Below are 15,565 nucleotides of genomic sequence, written 5' to 3'. Positions count from 1 at the left end.
ACTTCTCTTCGGTCTTAGGCTTCTTCTTGAAGCTCGACTTGATGTTGCCAAACACATCCGGCTTGTAGCCATGGCTGCGCATGATCAGGTTCTGCTGGGTGAAGGTGATCATGTTGTTGGTGATCCAGTAAACCACCAGACCCGAGGCAAAATTGCCCAGCATGAACATGAAGACCCAAGGCATCCAGGCAAAGATCATCGCCTGCGTCTGATCGGTCGGGGCCGGGTTCAGCTTCTGTTGCAGCCACATGGAAATCCCCAGGAGGATCGGCAGAATGCCCAGCGACAGGATTTGCAGGAAGCCAAGATCCGGCACCGAATAGGGCAGGAGGCCAAACAGGTTGAAGATGGTGGTCGGATCCGGCGCCGAAAGATCCTGGAACGGGCCAAAGAAGGCGGCATGGCGCAGCTCCAGGGTGACAAAGATCACCTTGTAGAGCGAGAAGAAGATCGGGATCTGGATCAGGATCGGCAGGCAGCCCGCCGCCGGGTTCACCTTCTCGCGCTTGTAGAGCTCCATCATCTCCTTTTGCACTTTTTGCCGGTCGTCCCCGGCGCGCTCGCGCAGCTTTTCCATCTCCGGCTGCAGCTCTTTCATCCGCGCCATGGAGGCATAGGATTTCCATGCCAGCGGCAATACCAGAAGTTTCAACAGGAACGTCAGGGCGATAATCGCCACGCCCATATTGCCGATGGCGCCATGCAACCAGTGCAGCACCGCAAAGATCGGCTTGGTGAAGAAGAAGAACCAGCCCCAGTCGATCGAGTCGATGAAACCGTTGATGCCGGACCGCTCATAGGCGCGGATGGTGTTCCATTCCTTGGCGCCGGCAAACAGCTTGCTGTCGGAAGAGGCGCTCTCGCCCGCGGCCAGTGTCACCGTCGGCAGCACCACATCGGCTTGGTAGATGTCGCGTTTCTCGTTGAACTTTGCAACTTCGCGGAAGGGTTCGCCCTGTTGGGGGATCAGCGTCGCCATCCAATAGTGACCGGTAAAGCCGATCCAGCCATTCTCGGTGACGGTGGTTTCACGAGAGAAGGAGCCATCGCGCGTATCCACGTCGAAATCGGCCATGTTCTTGTATTTGACCTCGGAGAGCTCGCCATCGGCCATGCCGACAAGCCCTTCGTGCAGAACAAAGAAGTTCTCCAGATCCGCGGGCAGACCATGACGGGCCAGCGTGCCATAGGGCGCCAGCGTCACGGTGTTGTCGCTGCTGTTGGTGACCGATTGCTTGATCGAGAACATATAATTCTCGTCAATCGAGATCTCGCGGCTGAATGTCAGACCCTTGCCGTTGTCCCAGGTCAGGGTGACGGGGCTGCCGGTGGCGAGGATCGCGCCCTCTTGGGCCTGCCAGAGCGTATTGGCGGTGGGCACGTCCTCGATGCCGAGGCCCTCGCCCGGGGCCCAGCCGTAGAGCGCGTAATAGGCATTGGGGTCGCCGGCGGGCGACAGCAGGGTGACGATGGGCGAATCAGGATCCAGGGTTTCGCGGTAATCCTTGAGGCGCAGATCGTCGATCCGGCCGCCCTTGAGCGAAATGGAGCCTTCCAGGCGCTTTGAGTCGATGCTCAGGCGCGGTGCGTCCTCTACCGGTTCGGCCTCTGCGGCATCCGCCGTAGCGTCGCTGATTGCGGCGTTGGGCGCGGCGGCCAGGGCGGGCTGGTCCACCGTGCCGGTTGCGGTTTCCGTGACCTGAGCCTCCGGCTGCGCGGCCTCTTCCGGGGGCGGGAAGAAAATGTACCACCCGAGAATCACCAGGAAACTCAGGGCAGTTGCGAGCAGTAGATTCTTGTTCTGATCGTCCATCTGGACAGCCACCTCATGCATGCAAAGACAGGGTGTGGTTCAACAGAGGTAGGTCAGGAAGGTCAAGGGGAATCCGGGCAACAAGCCGGATACAATGGCAGTAAGGCCAAAAATACATGGGGAATCAGAGAGCGACCCGGAAGACGAATCAGGCACCGGCAGAGCCGCCTTCCGCCGCTAGTGGCGTTGGCGGCCAATCACCGGGGCGTCTTGCAGCTTGGCTTCGTGGCGGATCACCCAGTCCAGCGTCTGGTCAAACGGCATCGGGCGACCAATGCCAAATCCCTGCACATCATCGCAGCCCAGCTGCGCCAGCAGCGCATGTTCGCCAGCGGTTTCCACGCCCTCGGCAAGGGTTTTCAGATCCAGCCGCTCCGCCATGGTCAAAATCGCGGCGATGAGCTTTTGCTGGGCCGGATCGTGGTCGGATTTTGACACGAAGGACCGGTCGATCTTGATCCGCGAGACATTGAAGCGCTGCACCGAGGCGATGGAGGCATGGCCGGTGCCAAAATCATCCAGGTCTATGTGGCAGCCCATTTCCCCCAGCGCGGTAATATTGCGGGCCACGATTTCGTCGGGCTGGTCGGTCATCACGGTTTCCAGCACCTCGATCGTGAGCCGGTCCGGGGTCAGGCCAAAGCGATCCAGCTCCCAGCGGATGCGATTGATCAGCCCGGGGTCGCGCAGCTCGTCGGTGGCGAAGTTGACGCCAACGGTGGGCACTTTCAGCCCCGCCGCATCCCAGGAGGTGATGGCGGTCAGCGCCTGCTGCACCATTTGCTGGCTGAGTTTCGTCAGCAGGCCGGCTTCTTCCAGAGCGGGCAGGAAGACCGAGGGCGGGATCATGCCTTTCACCGGGTGGCACCAGCGCGCCAGGGCCTCAAAGCCGGACACCCGTCCGGTGTCGGTGCTGATCTGGGGCTGGAACCAGGCCTGGATCATGCCATTTTCCAGCGCCGCCGCCGCAGAGTCGGTTAGCTCTCCGTCGCGCCCCTGATGAGCCCGGGGGCTGTTGGCATAGGTTCGGATACTCGACGGGCCGACGTTCTTGGCCTCTTCCAACGCGGATTTGGCCGCCTCCAGCCAGGCCCTGGCACCAGATGTGACATGGTGGCGCTGGCAGATGCCGATCGAACAGGAGACAAACAGCGACGAGCCTTCGACCTTGATCGGATCCTCAACCGCGACCTGAAGGCGCCCGGCAAGCTGGATGCAGAGTTCCAGATCCAGTTGCATGATCGGGGTCAGGCAGATGGCAAAACGGTTGCGATCCAGCCGGGCCACCATGTCACGATGGCGCAGCAGGCCACGGATGCGCTCACCGCAGCGGGTCACCACCTCATCGCCCGCCTCCTGCCCATGCGCAGTGATCAGATCGTCGAGATGGTCGATTTCCAGGATCATCAAGGCGGATTTCAGGCCGCTGTCCTGGGTGCGTTGATAGGCCGTCTGGATGTGGCGTTCAAAAGCCGGTGCCAGCGGCAGCCCGGTCAGCGTATCGCGCCCAGGCGTCAGATGCGGGCGGCGACCGAGGCAGCCAAAGACCGCCATCAGCAGCGGCACGCCGAGCGCAGCGGCGATCAAGGCAGGCTCGCCGCCGAACCAGAAGGCGCCAAGCGTCAGCGCTGGCAGAAAGGCCAGCATCGGCGGGCCAAAGACCACATGCGTGAATCCGTCTCTGGTCCGCTGGAGGAGGCGTGAGCTCGGAGATTTCATAGCAGTGGGACCTTTCGACTTCGCCGGTGGCTACGGCCAAGACTAGATCCCGGGTCTAACCGAGGAGTTAACGCAGTTGCGGGATTCCCTCAGATTCCATCATTTCATCGACATTTTTAAGAGCCAAGCCAGTAAAATCAAAGAGTTTCGGGTCCAGCAGATGCGACGGCCGCGCATTCATCAGCGCGCGGAACATCACTTGCCGCCGGCCGGGGCTGTTTGATTCCCAGGTGTCGAGGATCTGTTTCACCTGCTGGCGTTGCAGCCCGTCCTGGCTGCCGCAGAGATCGCAGGGGATGATCGGATAGTTCATCGCGCGGGCGAATTTCTCGCAGTCGGCCTCGGCCACATGGGCGAGGGGGCGAAACAGGAACAGATCGCCTTCCTCATTCACCAGCTTGGGCGGCATGGTTGCCAGACGCCCGCCGTGGAAGAGGTTCATGAAAAACGTCTCAAGAATATCATCGCGGTGATGGCCCAGCACGACAGCGGAGCAGCCTTCCTCGCGGGCGATGCGATAGAGGTTGCCACGCCGCAGACGCGAACACAGCGCGCAATAGGTGCGCCCCTGCGGCACCTTATCCATCACGATGGAATAGGTGTCCTGATATTCGATCCGATGCGGCACGCCCATCTTTTCCAGAAATTCCGGCAGCACGGTGGCGGGAAATCCCGGCTGGCCCTGATCCAGATTGCAGGCCAGCAGGTCCACCGGCAAAAGCCCGCGCCATTTCAGCTCATAAAGCACCGCCAGCAGGGTGTAGCTGTCCTTGCCGCCGGAGAGGCAGACCAGCCATTTCGGCACGGAGCCATCCTCGCGCCGTTCCACCATGCCATATTGCTCCACCGCCTCGCGCGTGTAGCGCACGATCCGTTTGCGGAGCTTCTTGAACTCGGTGGTTTGCGGTGCGCCGTGAAACAGCGGATGGATATCGTCGATGTCAGTGTCCAGCATGTGCGCCCCCTAGCCTCTGGCCGCGCGAAAGCCAAGAAAAAACGTCTCAGCCCCCTGCGAGCATCATGTTAATATGGGGGTACGCGGGTTTTTACGCGTGATTTTTTCAATTAAATTGGAGAGTGAGATGGATTTTATTATGTCTTGTCGCGGCCGTGACGGCGATGGCTATTCGAACCGCTCCGGCGCCGTGAAGTATCTGCAAATTCCCTCGGATGCCGACCGGTTGCATCGCAAACAGGAGGTCAGCAAATCCGCCTGGGCCAAGGCGCTGCAAGCGGCGGCGGGGGCGCGGATCGAGAACGGAAAAGTCGTGGAAAAGGGCCATATCCTGTTCTTTGTGCATGGCTTCAACACCGAACAGTTCGATATGCTGGAGCGCCTTCGCTTTGTGCGCAAAGGGTTGCAGGCGCAGGGCTATTGCGGTGCTGTGGTCAGCTTTGACTGGCCCAGCAACGGCACGGCCCTGGGCTATTGCGCGGACCGGCGGGATGCGCGCCAGGCTGCGGATGAGCTGTTTTATCACGGCTTGCGCTGGCTGGCGCGGCTGCAAACTGCGGATTGTGCGTATAATATCCATGTTTTGGCGCATTCCATGGGCGCGTTTCTGGTGCGCGCGGCGCTGGATTACGGCGAGGATGACCATGCCACCGCTCAGCAGGGTTGGATGATCAGCCAACTGGCGCTGGTGGCGGCGGATGTCTCGGCCAAGTCGATGCGCAAGGGCAGCGACAGCAGCTCCTCGCTCTATCGCCGCTGCGGACGGGTGACCAATTACTACAGCCCCTTTGATGCGGCCTTGCAGGTGTCGGAGGTCAAGCGCGTTGGCGTGCAGCCCCGCGCCGGACGGGTGGGCCTGCCGGAAGGGCACCCGGAGTCTGCGGTGAACCTCTATTGCGGCAAATATTTCCGCGACCACGCCGAGGGGGGAATGGAGCGAGAGGGTGTCAGCTGGTCGCACCGCTGGTATTTCGAGACGCCGCGGTTTTACGAGGATCTGAACCATACGCTGATGGGGCGGCTGGACCGCGAGGTCATCCCGACCCGCGCCTGGACGGATCGTGGCAATCTGGCGCTGTTCTAGGGCGCGCGCTCCTCGCCGCAGCAGCGGTCGTGTTCGGGGTCTGCACCGGGCACCGGATCGTAACCGCTGCTGCCCAGGGGGTGGCAGCGCCCGATCCGCCGCAGCAGCAGCCAGCTGCCGCGCAGCGCGCCGTGACGCTCCAGCGCCTCCAGCGCATAGGCGGAACAGGTCGGCTGATAGCGGCAGTTGAACCCCACCCAGGGGCTGAAGATCAGCCGGTAGCCGTGGATCGGCAGAGCGATAAGGCGGGCAAGCAGGCGCATGTCGTCTGAAATAGGGCAGGTGGCTCTCTGGCGCAACCACAGCGCACCAATAGGTGCGCTGCCGGGCCCAACGGGGGAGGTGGCATGTTCATGCCGCCGAGACGGGCGGGAGCGCCACCGGCCCCGCAAAAAGCCGCGATCAGTTGCCGTGGATTTTGCGCAGCGCGTAGAGGAAGTCTTTTTGCAACAGCTCAAAGGCGCGGGTTGTGGTTTCGCCCGCGCGGCCAATCAGCACATAGTCCCAGCCGGAGCGGCCGTGCTCGGCCAGCAACAGACGCGCGACTTCGCGTAGCCGCCGTTTGGCGCGGTTGCGCATGACGGCGTTGCCGACCTTCTTGGAACAGGTATAGCCGACCCGAAAGGGACCATCATCGCTGCGCTTGCGGCCCTGCACCATCATGCCCGTGGTGCCCTGTTTGCGGGCCCGGGCGGCAGCAATGAAATCGCCGCGTTTGGTCAACAGCTCCATCCCCGCCCGGATCTTGGGCGGCTTTGGCGCGCGGGCGCGTCTGGCTGACTGTTCGCCAGGCTGCGCGCCATCAGACGCGCCAGATACACAAACAGACACCGCCGGAGACGTCTTCCCTTGGTCAGCTATGCCAGCCATGGGAGCCTCCGGCGGTGTCATGTTCAATCAGAACTGTGTAAGCAGCGTAAGGTTACGCGCTCAGGGACTTGCGACCGCGCAGGCGGCGTGCGTTCAGAATTTTGCGGCCTGCCTTGGTGGCCATGCGCGCACGGAAGCCGTGGCGGCGTTTGCGAACCAGGTTCGAAGGCTGATAGGTGCGTTTCATCGCTCCGGTCTCCAAATGCTATCATCGGGCATGCGCGGAATCGCCACCCGGGGGTCTATCTCGAAGCCCGGTCTTTAGGCTCCTCTGTCCGCCCTGTCAAACCCATAGGGCGCGATTTCCGCATCCTTTGCCATATTTCTGTTAAAAAACGCCCGGACACCGCGTGCCTGTCGCCGTGACCAACGGAAAACCCGCGCCCGCGGTGCCCCGTGGGAAGGCCACCTGCGCCGGTCTCAGAACGGCAGAATCACCGAATCTGTACAGATCATACCGCGCAAAGAGAGAGGGCGCTGCTTTTGAGGCCGCCCCATCTATCGTGCCTTTTGCGGCGCGAGGGTGGGGCGATAGATGCTTTTGCACGCGAGGGGATCTGGTTATGTTGCCTGCATGAGGGCCGGCGAATGAGCGATCACACTCTTCCATTCATGGTGGGACTCGCCGCTGCGACAGGCGGCCTGGAGGCGCTTTCGCAGCTTGTCCGGCAACTCGCGGGTGGGCATCATACCGCAGCCTATGTGATCGCTGCGCATATGTCCGTGCCGCAAGAGGGCATATGGGGCGCCGTGATGTCGCGCGAGAGCAGCCTGCGGGTGCGGGAGCTGCAAGAGGATCAGCCGCTGCGCCCCAAGGCCGATACCCTCTATGTGGCGCCGCCTGGCTTTGCGGTGGTGCTCAACCAAGAGGGCAAGCTCACGCTATGTGCGGCGGAAGCATCGGTCGGGCAAGCGGTGCCGCTTGCGGATCGGTTGTTTACGTCCCTGGCGCGGCACTGCGGTGCTCGTTGCGCTGGCGTCGTGCTCTCCGGGAACGGCAGCGACGGCAGCTACGGGCTGCAAGCCATCCGCGAGAGCGGCGGCATCACCATCGTTCAGGATCCGCAAAGCACTCAATATCCCGCCATGCCGCTGTCGGCCCTGCGCACGGGCTGCGTGGATCTGACCCTGGCCCCGGCGGAGATCGGCGCGCATCTGGGAAAAATCCTGTCCGGGACGCGGGATTTCGATGCGCTTCAGGCGTTGCAAGGCAAACCGGACAAGTTCTCGGAGCTGTTCCAGGTGCTGTCTGCCCGCACCGGAGTCGATTTTCGCGAGTACCGGACCTCCACGATCACCCGGCGCATCACCCGGCGCATGCTGGCGCTGGGTGTTGCGGACTATGACGCTTATCTGGCGGCCTGCCGCGCCGACGCGGCGGAGGTCGATGCGCTTTATCGGGATCTGATGATCTCGGTCACTCGTTTCTTTCGGGACCCGCAGGCGTTTGAAGCGCTAAAATCCAGTGTTCAGGAAATGCTGGAGACGCTGGCGACGGCAGAGCAGCGCTGCATCCGGGTCTGGGTCGCCGGCTGTGCCACCGGCGAGGAAGCCTATAGCGTGGCGATCCTGTTTCTGGAGGCCATGGGCGGTATCGAGGTCGTTAGCCGGCACCGGTTGCAGGTCTTTGCCACCGATATCGACCCGCAGGCGCTGGATGTGGCGCGGCGCGGGCGCTATCCGATCACCGCTCGCGCCGATATTCCCGCGCCCCTCCTGGAGCGCTATTTCACGCTGCAATCCGACACGATAGAAGTCACAAAATCCCTGCGCGGGTTTGTGTTGTTTTCCCGGCATAACATTGTTCAGGATCCGCCCTTTACCAATCTGGACTGTATCAGCCTGCGCAACCTGCTGATCTATTTCAACGGCGGTTTGCAGGATAAGGTGCTGGCCCGGGCGGGCTATGCCTTGACGCAGGGCGGGCTGCTGTTTCTCGGGGCGGCGGAAACCATCGGGGCGCTGGATCGGCTCTTTGCGACGCGGGACCCGCTGCACCGGATCTACAGCAAGCGCGAGATGACCAGAAAGCCGCTCGCGGTGCCACCGCTTCCGGTCGTGCCCCAACCGGCCGAGCGACCTGGCTATGCTGGCGGGCGCGCGGCGGCGCGCCAGTTTGACAACCTGATCCGGGTTCTTGCGCCCAATGGGGTGCTCGCCAGCAGCTCCGGTGCGATCCTGCGCATCCTGGGCGATATGTCCATGGCGATGGCGCCGTCTGTGCCTTCCGGTCCTCAGACGGATCTGAAGATCTTGCAGCCGGTGTTGCGCTACGAGGCGGCCAGCCTGATGAACCAGGCGTTGCGCTCCCGGGTCGTGTCACGCGGTCAGTGGCATGCGCTGCCGGGCTTGCCACGGCAGCAGCTCTGCCTGACCTGCTATCCGATCCCCCAAAGCGACGTCGCCGCATATCTCGGCCACCCTTCGCAACCCTATGGTGCGGACAGCCTGGTTCTTATCGCGCTCGACTGCCGGATCGAGGAAGACCCCTCCGGGCCTGCGGTACCGCCGGAGCCGGGGGCGCAGGAAGCGTATATCCGGCAGATCGAGGAAGAGGTGGGCACGACCCGGCAGGCCTTGCAGCAATCCATCGAGCAATTGCAGACCTCCAATGAGGCGCTGCAATCGGTGAACGAGGAAATGCAGGCCGCCAATGAGGAGCTGCAAGCCACCAACGAGGCGCTGGAAACTTCGAACGAGGAGCTGCAATCCACCAATGAAGAGCTGATTACCGTCAATGAGGAGATCCTGGCCAACTCTGCCCGCATCCAGCATCTGAGCGCGGAGCTGGAGGCGGTGCTGCATGCCAGCCCCTTTGTGATGATCGTGGTGGATCAGGCCTTGCAGGTGCGCCATGCGTCGCGCGAGGCGATGACCTTGTTCGCGCTGGATCACCTGCCGAAATCCGGGGTGCATATCAGCCAATGCGCGCCGGTAGCGGGGCTGCCGGATCTGGTGAACCGCATCTGCCGGGTATTCTCCTCGCGTGAAGCGATGGTGGAACACGCGGAGTTTGCGGGCCAGTGCCACGAGATGACTTTCACCCCTTTTTATCAGTGTGACGGGCGCGCGCTGAGCGGCGTTGCGGTCACCATCCTGTGAGCCGCGCAGGCGTTGCGATGGCAGCACTGGACACAGCCGCCGGTCGCGGGGCAGGTTCTGTGCTGGAAATCGCGCCGAACAACGCGCCGGAAATCCGGGTGGAAACTCGCAGGGGTTCCGGGGCATAACCGCTCTGGCGGTCGCCCGCTCTGGCGGGCAGCATGACCGCGACGACAAGAAGGACAGGCCCATGACAGATGCGCCCTTTGCGGTAGAAGTGAAGATCCTGGATCCGCGTATCCGGGACTGGGGCATGCCCGCCTATCAAACCAGCGGCGCGGCGGCGCTGGATCTGTTTGCCTGCATTGATGCGCCGCTAGAGATCGCGCCGCAGGCTCCGGCGGTGCTCATTCCCTCCGGGCTGGCCTTTTACATGGGCGACAGGAGCTGCGCCGCGCTGGTGCTGCCGCGATCGGGGCTCGGGCACAAAAAAGGGCTGGTGATGGGCAATAGCGTCGGGCTGATTGATGCCGATTACACCGGTCAGGTCTTTATCAGCACCTGGAACCGCAACCCCGAGGGCAGCGCGCCGATCAGGATCGAACCCGGCGAGCGTATCGCGCAGCTGATGTTTGTTCCGGTGCTGCGCGCGGCACTGGATGTGGTCGAGGATTTCTCGACCCAGACCGAGCGCGGCGCCGGCGGCTTTGGCTCGACCGGCACTGGCGGTGCGGCATGATCCTGGTTCTGGGGCTGGCCGGTCTGATCTGGTGGGGCGGGCAATTGGCCGGGGTGCAGCGTGGCATCCGGCTGGCGCTCCTGGTGGTGCTGTTTGCGGCGGTGATCGCGATCCAGCTGACCCTGCCGGAGGGCGCGCCATTGCGGATGGCCACTGGCGGGTCGGCCCGTCTCTGGCTGATCCTTCTGGGCTGTGCGGCGCTGATTGGCGGCTATGCGGCGGCTGTGCGCCAGCTGCGCAACCGCGCGGAGACGGGCGAGGAGGCGCCGGGCGGGGAGGCGCCGCCCGCTGCCGCGCCGTTCTCCGAGGTGGAGCTCAACCGCTACGCCCGCCACATCGTGCTGCGCGAAATCGGCGGCCTTGGCCAGCGACGGCTGAAAGACGCCAGGGTTCTGGTTGTCGGCGCCGGTGGGCTTGGGGCGCCTGCCCTGCAATATCTGGCGGCAGCCGGGGTTGGCACCATTGGGGTCATTGATGACGACGAGGTGGAAAACGCCAATCTGCAACGCCAGGTGATCCACCGCGATCAGGATATCGGCCTGCCCAAGGTCTTTTCTGCCAAGGCGGCGATGGAGGCGCAGAACCCATTTGTCATCGTGCGCCCCTATCATCGCCGCCTGAGCGAGGAAAACGCCGCGGATCTCTTTGCCGATTATGATCTGATCCTGGATGGCACCGATAATTTCAGCACCCGCTATCTGGTCAACCGCATTGCCGTGGCGCTGAAAAAACCGCTGATTTCTGGTGCCTTGACGCAGTGGGAGGGGCAGATTTCGGTCTTTGACCCCACCCGAGGCGGCCCCTGCTATCAATGCGTCTTTCCCGAGGCCCCGGCGCCGGGGCTGGCTCCCAGCTGCGCCGAAGCCGGGGTGATCGGCCCATTGCCGGGGGTTCTGGGCGCGATGATGGCGGTGGAAGCTGTGAAGCAGATCACCGGCGCGGGGGAGCTGTTGCGGTCCCAGATGTTGATTTACGATGGTCTTTATGGTGAAACCCGCCGGATTGCGCTAAAAGCGCGCAGTGACTGTCCCATCTGCGGGCAGATGCAGACATCCCCGGCCCCGACAGGAGAGACAGTCCCATGATCCGCACCTTCGCGCTTGCCGCTGCTGCAACGGCAGCTTTTGTCACCGGCGGCTTTGCCGCTGATCTGCCCGACCTGAACGGGCGCGAAATCGTCGTGGCGACCGAGAACACCTATCCGCCGCTGCAATTCATCGACCCGACCACCGGCGGCGCGGGCGGCTGGGAATATGACGCGATCATCGAGATTGAGAAACGGCTCAACCTGATTGTGGATTTCGAGAACACCAGCTGGGACGCGATGATGCCGGCGATCGCTGCGGGCCAATATGATATCGCCATGAATGGCATCACCATCCGCGACGACCGCAAGGAAACGGTTGATTTCTCGGACAGTTACCTGACCTCGCAGATGCGCATGATCGTGGCGGCGGAGGAGACCCGTTTTGACGATGCGGCGAGCTTTGCCGCTGACCCGGATCTGCTGGCGGCGGCGCAGCCGGGCACCACGCCCTTTTACGTGACGGTCTATGATGTGCTGGACGGCGACGAGGCCAACCCGCGCATCAAGCTGTTTGAAACCTTCGGCGCCGCCCTTCAGGCGCTGCGCAGCGGCGACGTGGATCTGGTGCTTTCCGACAGCACAGCGGCCAATGGGGTGGTTGCGGCCTCCGACGGGGCGCTGAAACTGGTGGGAGAGCCCCTGGGCACCGAGGATTTCGGGTTTATCTTCCCCAAGGGCAGCGATCTGGTGGGGCCGGTGAATGCGGCGCTGGCCGAGATGCGCGCCGATGGCACGCTGGAGGCGCTCAACAAGAAATGGTTCCTTGATTACAAAATGGGCCAGTAACCCAAGCGCAACAAGACCAGAAATCCACCCCGGCCGCGACAAAACGGCCGGGGTTTGTCGTGACAGGACAAAGACATGAGCGACCGACGCAGGAGCGACAACAAGGAGGATTTCCCCTGGTGGCTGATCGCCGTGGGGCTGACGGCGCTCTACCTCGGGATCGAGGTCGCGCGCAGCGAGATCTACGCGCAGATCATGACCACGCTCTGGCGCGGCGCCGGGGTGACGGTCTTTGTCACGCTGGTCAGTTTTTTCGCCGCCTCGGCGCTGGGCCTGCTGTTGGCGCTGGGCGCGGGGTCGAAATGGCTGGTCCTGCGCCAGACCTGCCGCTTTTATGTCGAGGTGGTGCGTGGCGTGCCGATCATCGTGCTGCTGCTCTATGTGGCCTTTGTGCTGGCCCCGGCGCTGGTGGATCTGCGCAACTGGCTCGGTGGCGCGCTTGGGCTGGAAGATATCCGCACCCGCCAGTTTCCGCTGTTGTGGCGGGCGATCCTGGCGCTGATGATTGCCTATTCCGCCTTCCTCGCCGAGGTGTTCCGCGCCGGTCTGCAAGCGGTGCCGGAGGGGCAGGTGGAGGCGGCCAAGGCGCTGGGGCTGTCGGGCTGGCAGCGTTTTCGCCTTGTGGTCTTTCCGCAGGCGATCCGCACTGTTCTGCCGCCGCTGGGCAATGATTTTGTGTCGCTGGTCAAGGATTCTTCCCTGGTGTCGGTTCTGGGGGTGCTGGATATCACCCAATTGGGCAAGGTCACGGCGGCCAGCAATTTTCGCTATTTCGAGACCTATAACATGGTAGCGCTGATCTATCTGGGCATGACGATTTCGCTGTCGCTGGCCCTGCGCGGGTTGGAGCGCCATCTGCGCCGCAAGCAAGAGCACCGCTGAGCCGCGCGCGCCTTGACGGGGACGTGGGGGGATCGCGGGAGCGGTGGCTCTCCCGCCCCCGCAGCTGCCTTTGCTTGCGGCAAAGCCCGCTTGGCGGCGTTGGGCGTGGCGCCGGGCCAAAGGCCCGGCGCGGTTGCGCCCGCATCCAGACCAGCGCCGATTGCAGCCCGCTGCTAGAGGGGGTAGCGTCAGCGCAAAGGAGATATTGCATGACAAACCCGCTCTTGTCCGATTGGCAAACCCCGTTTGGGCTCGCCCCTTTCGACCAGATTTCCGACGATGACTTTGCCCCGGCGCTGGAAACAGCGCTTGCCGCGCATCGCGCCCAGATCGAGGCCATCGCGGCGGACACGGCGCCGCCTACATTCGCCAATGTGATCGAGGCGCTGGAGACCCCTTGCCAGCCGCTGGAACAGGTATTGTCGGTGTTTTTCACCCTCGCGGGCGCCGATAGCAATCCCCGCCGTCAGGAGCTTCAGCGGGCATTCTCGCCCAAGCTGGCGGATCATTTTTCGGCGATCACCGCCAACAAGGCGCTTTATGCGCGCATAAAGGCGGTGTGGGATCAACGCGATAGCCTGGAGCTGAGCGAGGAGCAGGCGCGGGTGCTCATGCTGACCCATCGCGGATTCGTGCGCGGTGGTGCGGCGCTGGAGGGGGCGCAGGACGCCCGCATGCAGGAGATCAAATCACGGCTTGCGAGCCTGGGCACCGAGTTCACCCAGAACTTGCTGGCGGATGAGCGCGATTGGTTCATGGAGCTTTCAGAGGCGGATCTGGAAGGCTTGCCCGATTTCGTGGTCAAGGCCGCGCGCTCGGCGGGCGAAGAGAAGGGCAGCGAGGGGCCCGTGGTCACATTGGCGCGCTCCATCGTGACGCCGTTTTTGCAATTTTCGCCGCGCCGGGATCTGCGCGAAACGGCGTTTCGTGCCTGGGCCGCCCGCGGGGCCAATGGCGGTGAGAGCGACAACCGCGCCATCGCAGCCGAGATCCTCTCCCTGCGGCAGGAACGGGCCCAGTTGCTGGGCTATGAGAGTTTCGCGACCTATAAGCTGGAAACCGAGATGGCCAAGACGCCCGAAGCGGTGCGCGAGCTGTTGATGGCGGTTTGGGGGCCGGCCAAGGCACAGGCGGACAAGGACGCCGAGGTGCTGACGCAGATGATGCATGAGGACGGCATCAACGGCGATCTGGAACCCTGGGACTGGCACTACTACGCTGAGAAACGCCGCAAGATCGAACACGACCTCGATGAGGCGGAGCTGAAGCCCTATCTGCAACTGGACCGGATGATCGAGGCGGCCTTTGCCTGCGCCAACCGGTTGTTCGGGCTGGAGTTTGCACCGCTGGATGTGCCGCTTTACCACAAGGATTGCCGCGCCTGGGAGGTGACACGGGACGGCAAACATATGGCGGTCTTTATCGGCGATTACTTTGCGCGGGGCTCCAAGCGGTCCGGCGCCTGGTGTTCGGCGATGCGCGCGCAGGCGAAATACCCCGAGGTACAGACGCCGGTGGTGATCAACGTCTGCAATTTCGCCAAGGGGGATCCGGCGCTGCTGTCCTATGACGATGCTCGCACCCTGTTCCACGAATTTGGCCATGCGCTGCATCAGATGCTGTCGGATGTGACCTACGAGAGCGTTTCTGGCACCTCGGTGGCGCGCGACTTTGTCGAGCTGCCAAGCCAGCTTTATGAACATTGGCTGGACGTGCCGGAGGTGTTGCAGGAGTTCGCCACCCATGCCGAGACCGGCGCGGCGATGCCCAAGGTGCTTCTGGACAAGGTGCTGGGGGCGGCGACCTTTAACATGGGGTTCCAGACGGTGGAATATGTGGCCTCGGCGCTGGTCGATCTGGAGTTCCACGACGGCAACGCGCCGGCCGATCCGATGGCGAAACAGGCGGAGGTGCTGGCGCAGCTCGGCATGCCAGCCGCCATCGTCATGCGCCATGCCACGCCGCATTTTGCGCATGTGTTCTCCGGCGACGGCTATTCCTCGGGCTATTACAGCTATATGTGGTCGGAAGTTATGGACGCCGATGCCTTTGCCGCCTTTGAGGAGGCTGGCGGTGCCTTTGATGCCGAGCGCGCAAGGGCGCTGGAGGAGAATATCCTCTCCACCGGTGGTTCGCGCGATGCGGCGGAGCTTTATACTGCGTTTCGGGGGCGGCTGCCGGGGGTTGAGGCGCTGCTCAAGGGGCGCGGGCTGGCGGCTGAATAAGCGCCCTTGGGGGCGCGGCCTCCGGCGGGGATATTTATAAAAAGATGAAAAGGGGCGCTCTGGGGCGTCCTTTTTTTGTTGCAGTGCGGGGGTTAATAGCCGCGCTGGCGGTCCACCAGATGCAGGAAATCCTCGCCTGCTTCGCCCCGGCGGATGTTTTCCGCGATCACGCGGGAGGCGGTGAGGGGGCGGGTTTCTGCCGCCACATGCGGGGTGACGGTGACGCGCGGGTGGGCCCAATAGGGGTGATCGGCAGGCAGGGGCTCGGTGCGGAAGACATCCAGCGTGGCATGGGCGATCTGCCCGTCATCCAGCGCCGCAAGCAGGGCGGTATCGTCGATCAGCGGGCCGCGCACGGGGTTG

At 63.2% G+C, this 15,565-nt stretch carries 14 protein-coding genes; 7 read left to right on the top strand and 7 right to left on the bottom strand.

The genetic code is table 11. From position 1 onward, the window contains the following. From yidC to ttcA, 3 genes are all read right to left on the bottom strand, one after another. Positions 1-1,813, bottom strand: a 1,813-nt coding sequence (gene yidC / locus HCZ87_RS14925) for a membrane protein insertase YidC (protein ID WP_167644889.1), incomplete at its 3' end; no start/stop codon positions are given. Between the two features lie 177 nt (positions 1,814-1,990). Then, positions 1,991-3,460, bottom strand: a complete 1,470-nt coding sequence (locus HCZ87_RS14920) for a bifunctional diguanylate cyclase/phosphodiesterase (protein WP_175582274.1) — start codon at positions 3,458-3,460, stop codon at positions 1,991-1,993. Positions 3,461-3,599: 139 nt separating this feature from the next. Continuing rightward, positions 3,600-4,487, bottom strand: coding sequence for a tRNA 2-thiocytidine(32) synthetase TtcA (gene ttcA / locus HCZ87_RS14915; RefSeq protein ID WP_167644885.1), 888 nt, complete (start codon positions 4,485-4,487; stop codon positions 3,600-3,602). Between the two features lie 127 nt (positions 4,488-4,614). Here ttcA and HCZ87_RS14910 point away from each other — a divergent pair, with 127 nt between their 5' ends. After that, entirely contained in the window at positions 4,615-5,571 is a 957-nt protein-coding gene (locus tag HCZ87_RS14910; protein ID WP_167644883.1) for an alpha/beta fold hydrolase, read from the top strand. On the opposite strand, the gene yidD is transcribed toward HCZ87_RS14910, so the two are convergent. From yidD to rpmH, 3 genes are all read right to left on the bottom strand, one after another. Continuing rightward, positions 5,568-5,834, bottom strand: a complete 267-nt coding sequence (yidD, locus tag HCZ87_RS14905) for a membrane protein insertion efficiency factor YidD (protein ID WP_167644881.1) — start codon at positions 5,832-5,834, stop codon at positions 5,568-5,570. The genes HCZ87_RS14910 and yidD overlap by 4 nt on opposite strands. A 139-nt stretch (positions 5,835-5,973) precedes the next feature. Next, entirely contained in the window at positions 5,974-6,462 is a 489-nt protein-coding gene (gene rnpA, locus HCZ87_RS14900; RefSeq protein ID WP_167644879.1) for a ribonuclease P protein component, read from the bottom strand. Between the two features lie 31 nt (positions 6,463-6,493). Next, on the bottom strand, positions 6,494-6,628 hold the full coding sequence (gene rpmH, locus HCZ87_RS14895; protein ID WP_035260992.1) for a 50S ribosomal protein L34: 135 nt from the start codon (positions 6,626-6,628) through the stop codon (positions 6,494-6,496). 401 nt (positions 6,629-7,029) lie between these two features. Here rpmH and HCZ87_RS14890 point away from each other — a divergent pair, with 401 nt between their 5' ends. The 6 genes from HCZ87_RS14890 to HCZ87_RS14865 all read left to right on the top strand — a co-directional run bounded on the left by HCZ87_RS14890 (position 7,030) and on the right by HCZ87_RS14865 (position 15,202). Next, positions 7,030-9,543, top strand: a complete 2,514-nt coding sequence (locus HCZ87_RS14890; protein ID WP_167644877.1) for a CheR family methyltransferase — start codon at positions 7,030-7,032, stop codon at positions 9,541-9,543. Positions 9,544-9,733: 190 nt separating this feature from the next. Next, positions 9,734-10,222 (top strand): dUTP diphosphatase, encoded by a 489-nt coding sequence (gene dut / locus HCZ87_RS14885; RefSeq protein ID WP_167644875.1) that lies wholly within the window; start codon positions 9,734-9,736, stop codon positions 10,220-10,222. Next, positions 10,219-11,307, top strand: a complete 1,089-nt coding sequence (gene moeB / locus HCZ87_RS14880) for a molybdopterin-synthase adenylyltransferase MoeB (protein ID WP_167644873.1) — start codon at positions 10,219-10,221, stop codon at positions 11,305-11,307. The genes dut and moeB overlap by 4 nt, the downstream gene beginning before the upstream one ends. After that, positions 11,304-12,095 carry a transporter substrate-binding domain-containing protein gene (locus tag HCZ87_RS14875; protein ID WP_167644871.1) on the top strand — a complete coding sequence of 264 codons (792 nt, stop codon included), beginning with the start codon at positions 11,304-11,306 and terminating at the stop codon, positions 12,093-12,095. The genes moeB and HCZ87_RS14875 overlap by 4 nt, the downstream gene beginning before the upstream one ends. 75 nt (positions 12,096-12,170) lie before the next feature. Continuing rightward, positions 12,171-12,977: an amino acid ABC transporter permease gene (locus HCZ87_RS14870; protein ID WP_167644869.1), complete on the top strand. Its 807-nt coding sequence runs from the start codon at positions 12,171-12,173 to the stop codon at positions 12,975-12,977. A gap of 209 nt (positions 12,978-13,186) precedes the next feature. Continuing rightward, positions 13,187-15,202 (top strand): M3 family metallopeptidase, encoded by a 2,016-nt coding sequence (locus tag HCZ87_RS14865; RefSeq protein ID WP_167644867.1) that lies wholly within the window; start codon positions 13,187-13,189, stop codon positions 15,200-15,202. A 92-nt stretch (positions 15,203-15,294) separates the two neighbouring features. Here the strand turns inward: HCZ87_RS14865 and HCZ87_RS14860 are convergent. Further along, positions 15,295-15,565 (bottom strand): NAD(P)-dependent oxidoreductase (locus tag HCZ87_RS14860; protein WP_303048850.1); only part of this gene is annotated, 271 nt, incomplete at its 5' end.

Source organism: Phaeobacter sp. HF9A (assembly GCF_011806385.1).
Lineage (GTDB): Bacteria > Pseudomonadota > Alphaproteobacteria > Rhodobacterales > Rhodobacteraceae > Epibacterium.
Note: the sequence above shows the minus strand (reverse complement) of the source record. Positions and strands in the feature narration are given on the sequence as shown.

Bases quoted from the DNA above. Each gene is read 5' to 3' on its own strand.
- HCZ87_RS14920 (WP_175582274.1), bottom strand. From the start codon at position 3,460: ATGCTGGCCTTTCTGCCAGCGCTGACGCTTGGCGCCTTCTGGTTCGGC.
- ttcA (WP_167644885.1), bottom strand. From the start codon at position 4,487: ATGCTGGACACTGACATCGACGATATCCATCCGCTGTTTCACGGCGCA.
- HCZ87_RS14910 (WP_167644883.1), top strand. From the start codon at position 4,615: ATGGATTTTATTATGTCTTGTCGCGGCCGTGACGGCGATGGCTATTCG.
- yidD (WP_167644881.1), bottom strand. From the start codon at position 5,834: ATGCGCCTGCTTGCCCGCCTTATCGCTCTGCCGATCCACGGCTACCGG.
- rnpA (WP_167644879.1), bottom strand. From the start codon at position 6,462: ATGACACCGCCGGAGGCTCCCATGGCTGGCATAGCTGACCAAGGGAAG.
- rpmH (WP_035260992.1), bottom strand. From the start codon at position 6,628: ATGAAACGCACCTATCAGCCTTCGAACCTGGTTCGCAAACGCCGCCAC.
- HCZ87_RS14890 (WP_167644877.1), top strand. From the start codon at position 7,030: ATGAGCGATCACACTCTTCCATTCATGGTGGGACTCGCCGCTGCGACA.
- dut (WP_167644875.1), top strand. From the start codon at position 9,734: ATGACAGATGCGCCCTTTGCGGTAGAAGTGAAGATCCTGGATCCGCGT.
- moeB (WP_167644873.1), top strand. From the start codon at position 10,219: ATGATCCTGGTTCTGGGGCTGGCCGGTCTGATCTGGTGGGGCGGGCAA.
- HCZ87_RS14875 (WP_167644871.1), top strand. From the start codon at position 11,304: ATGATCCGCACCTTCGCGCTTGCCGCTGCTGCAACGGCAGCTTTTGTC.
- HCZ87_RS14870 (WP_167644869.1), top strand. From the start codon at position 12,171: ATGAGCGACCGACGCAGGAGCGACAACAAGGAGGATTTCCCCTGGTGG.
- HCZ87_RS14865 (WP_167644867.1), top strand. From the start codon at position 13,187: ATGACAAACCCGCTCTTGTCCGATTGGCAAACCCCGTTTGGGCTCGCC.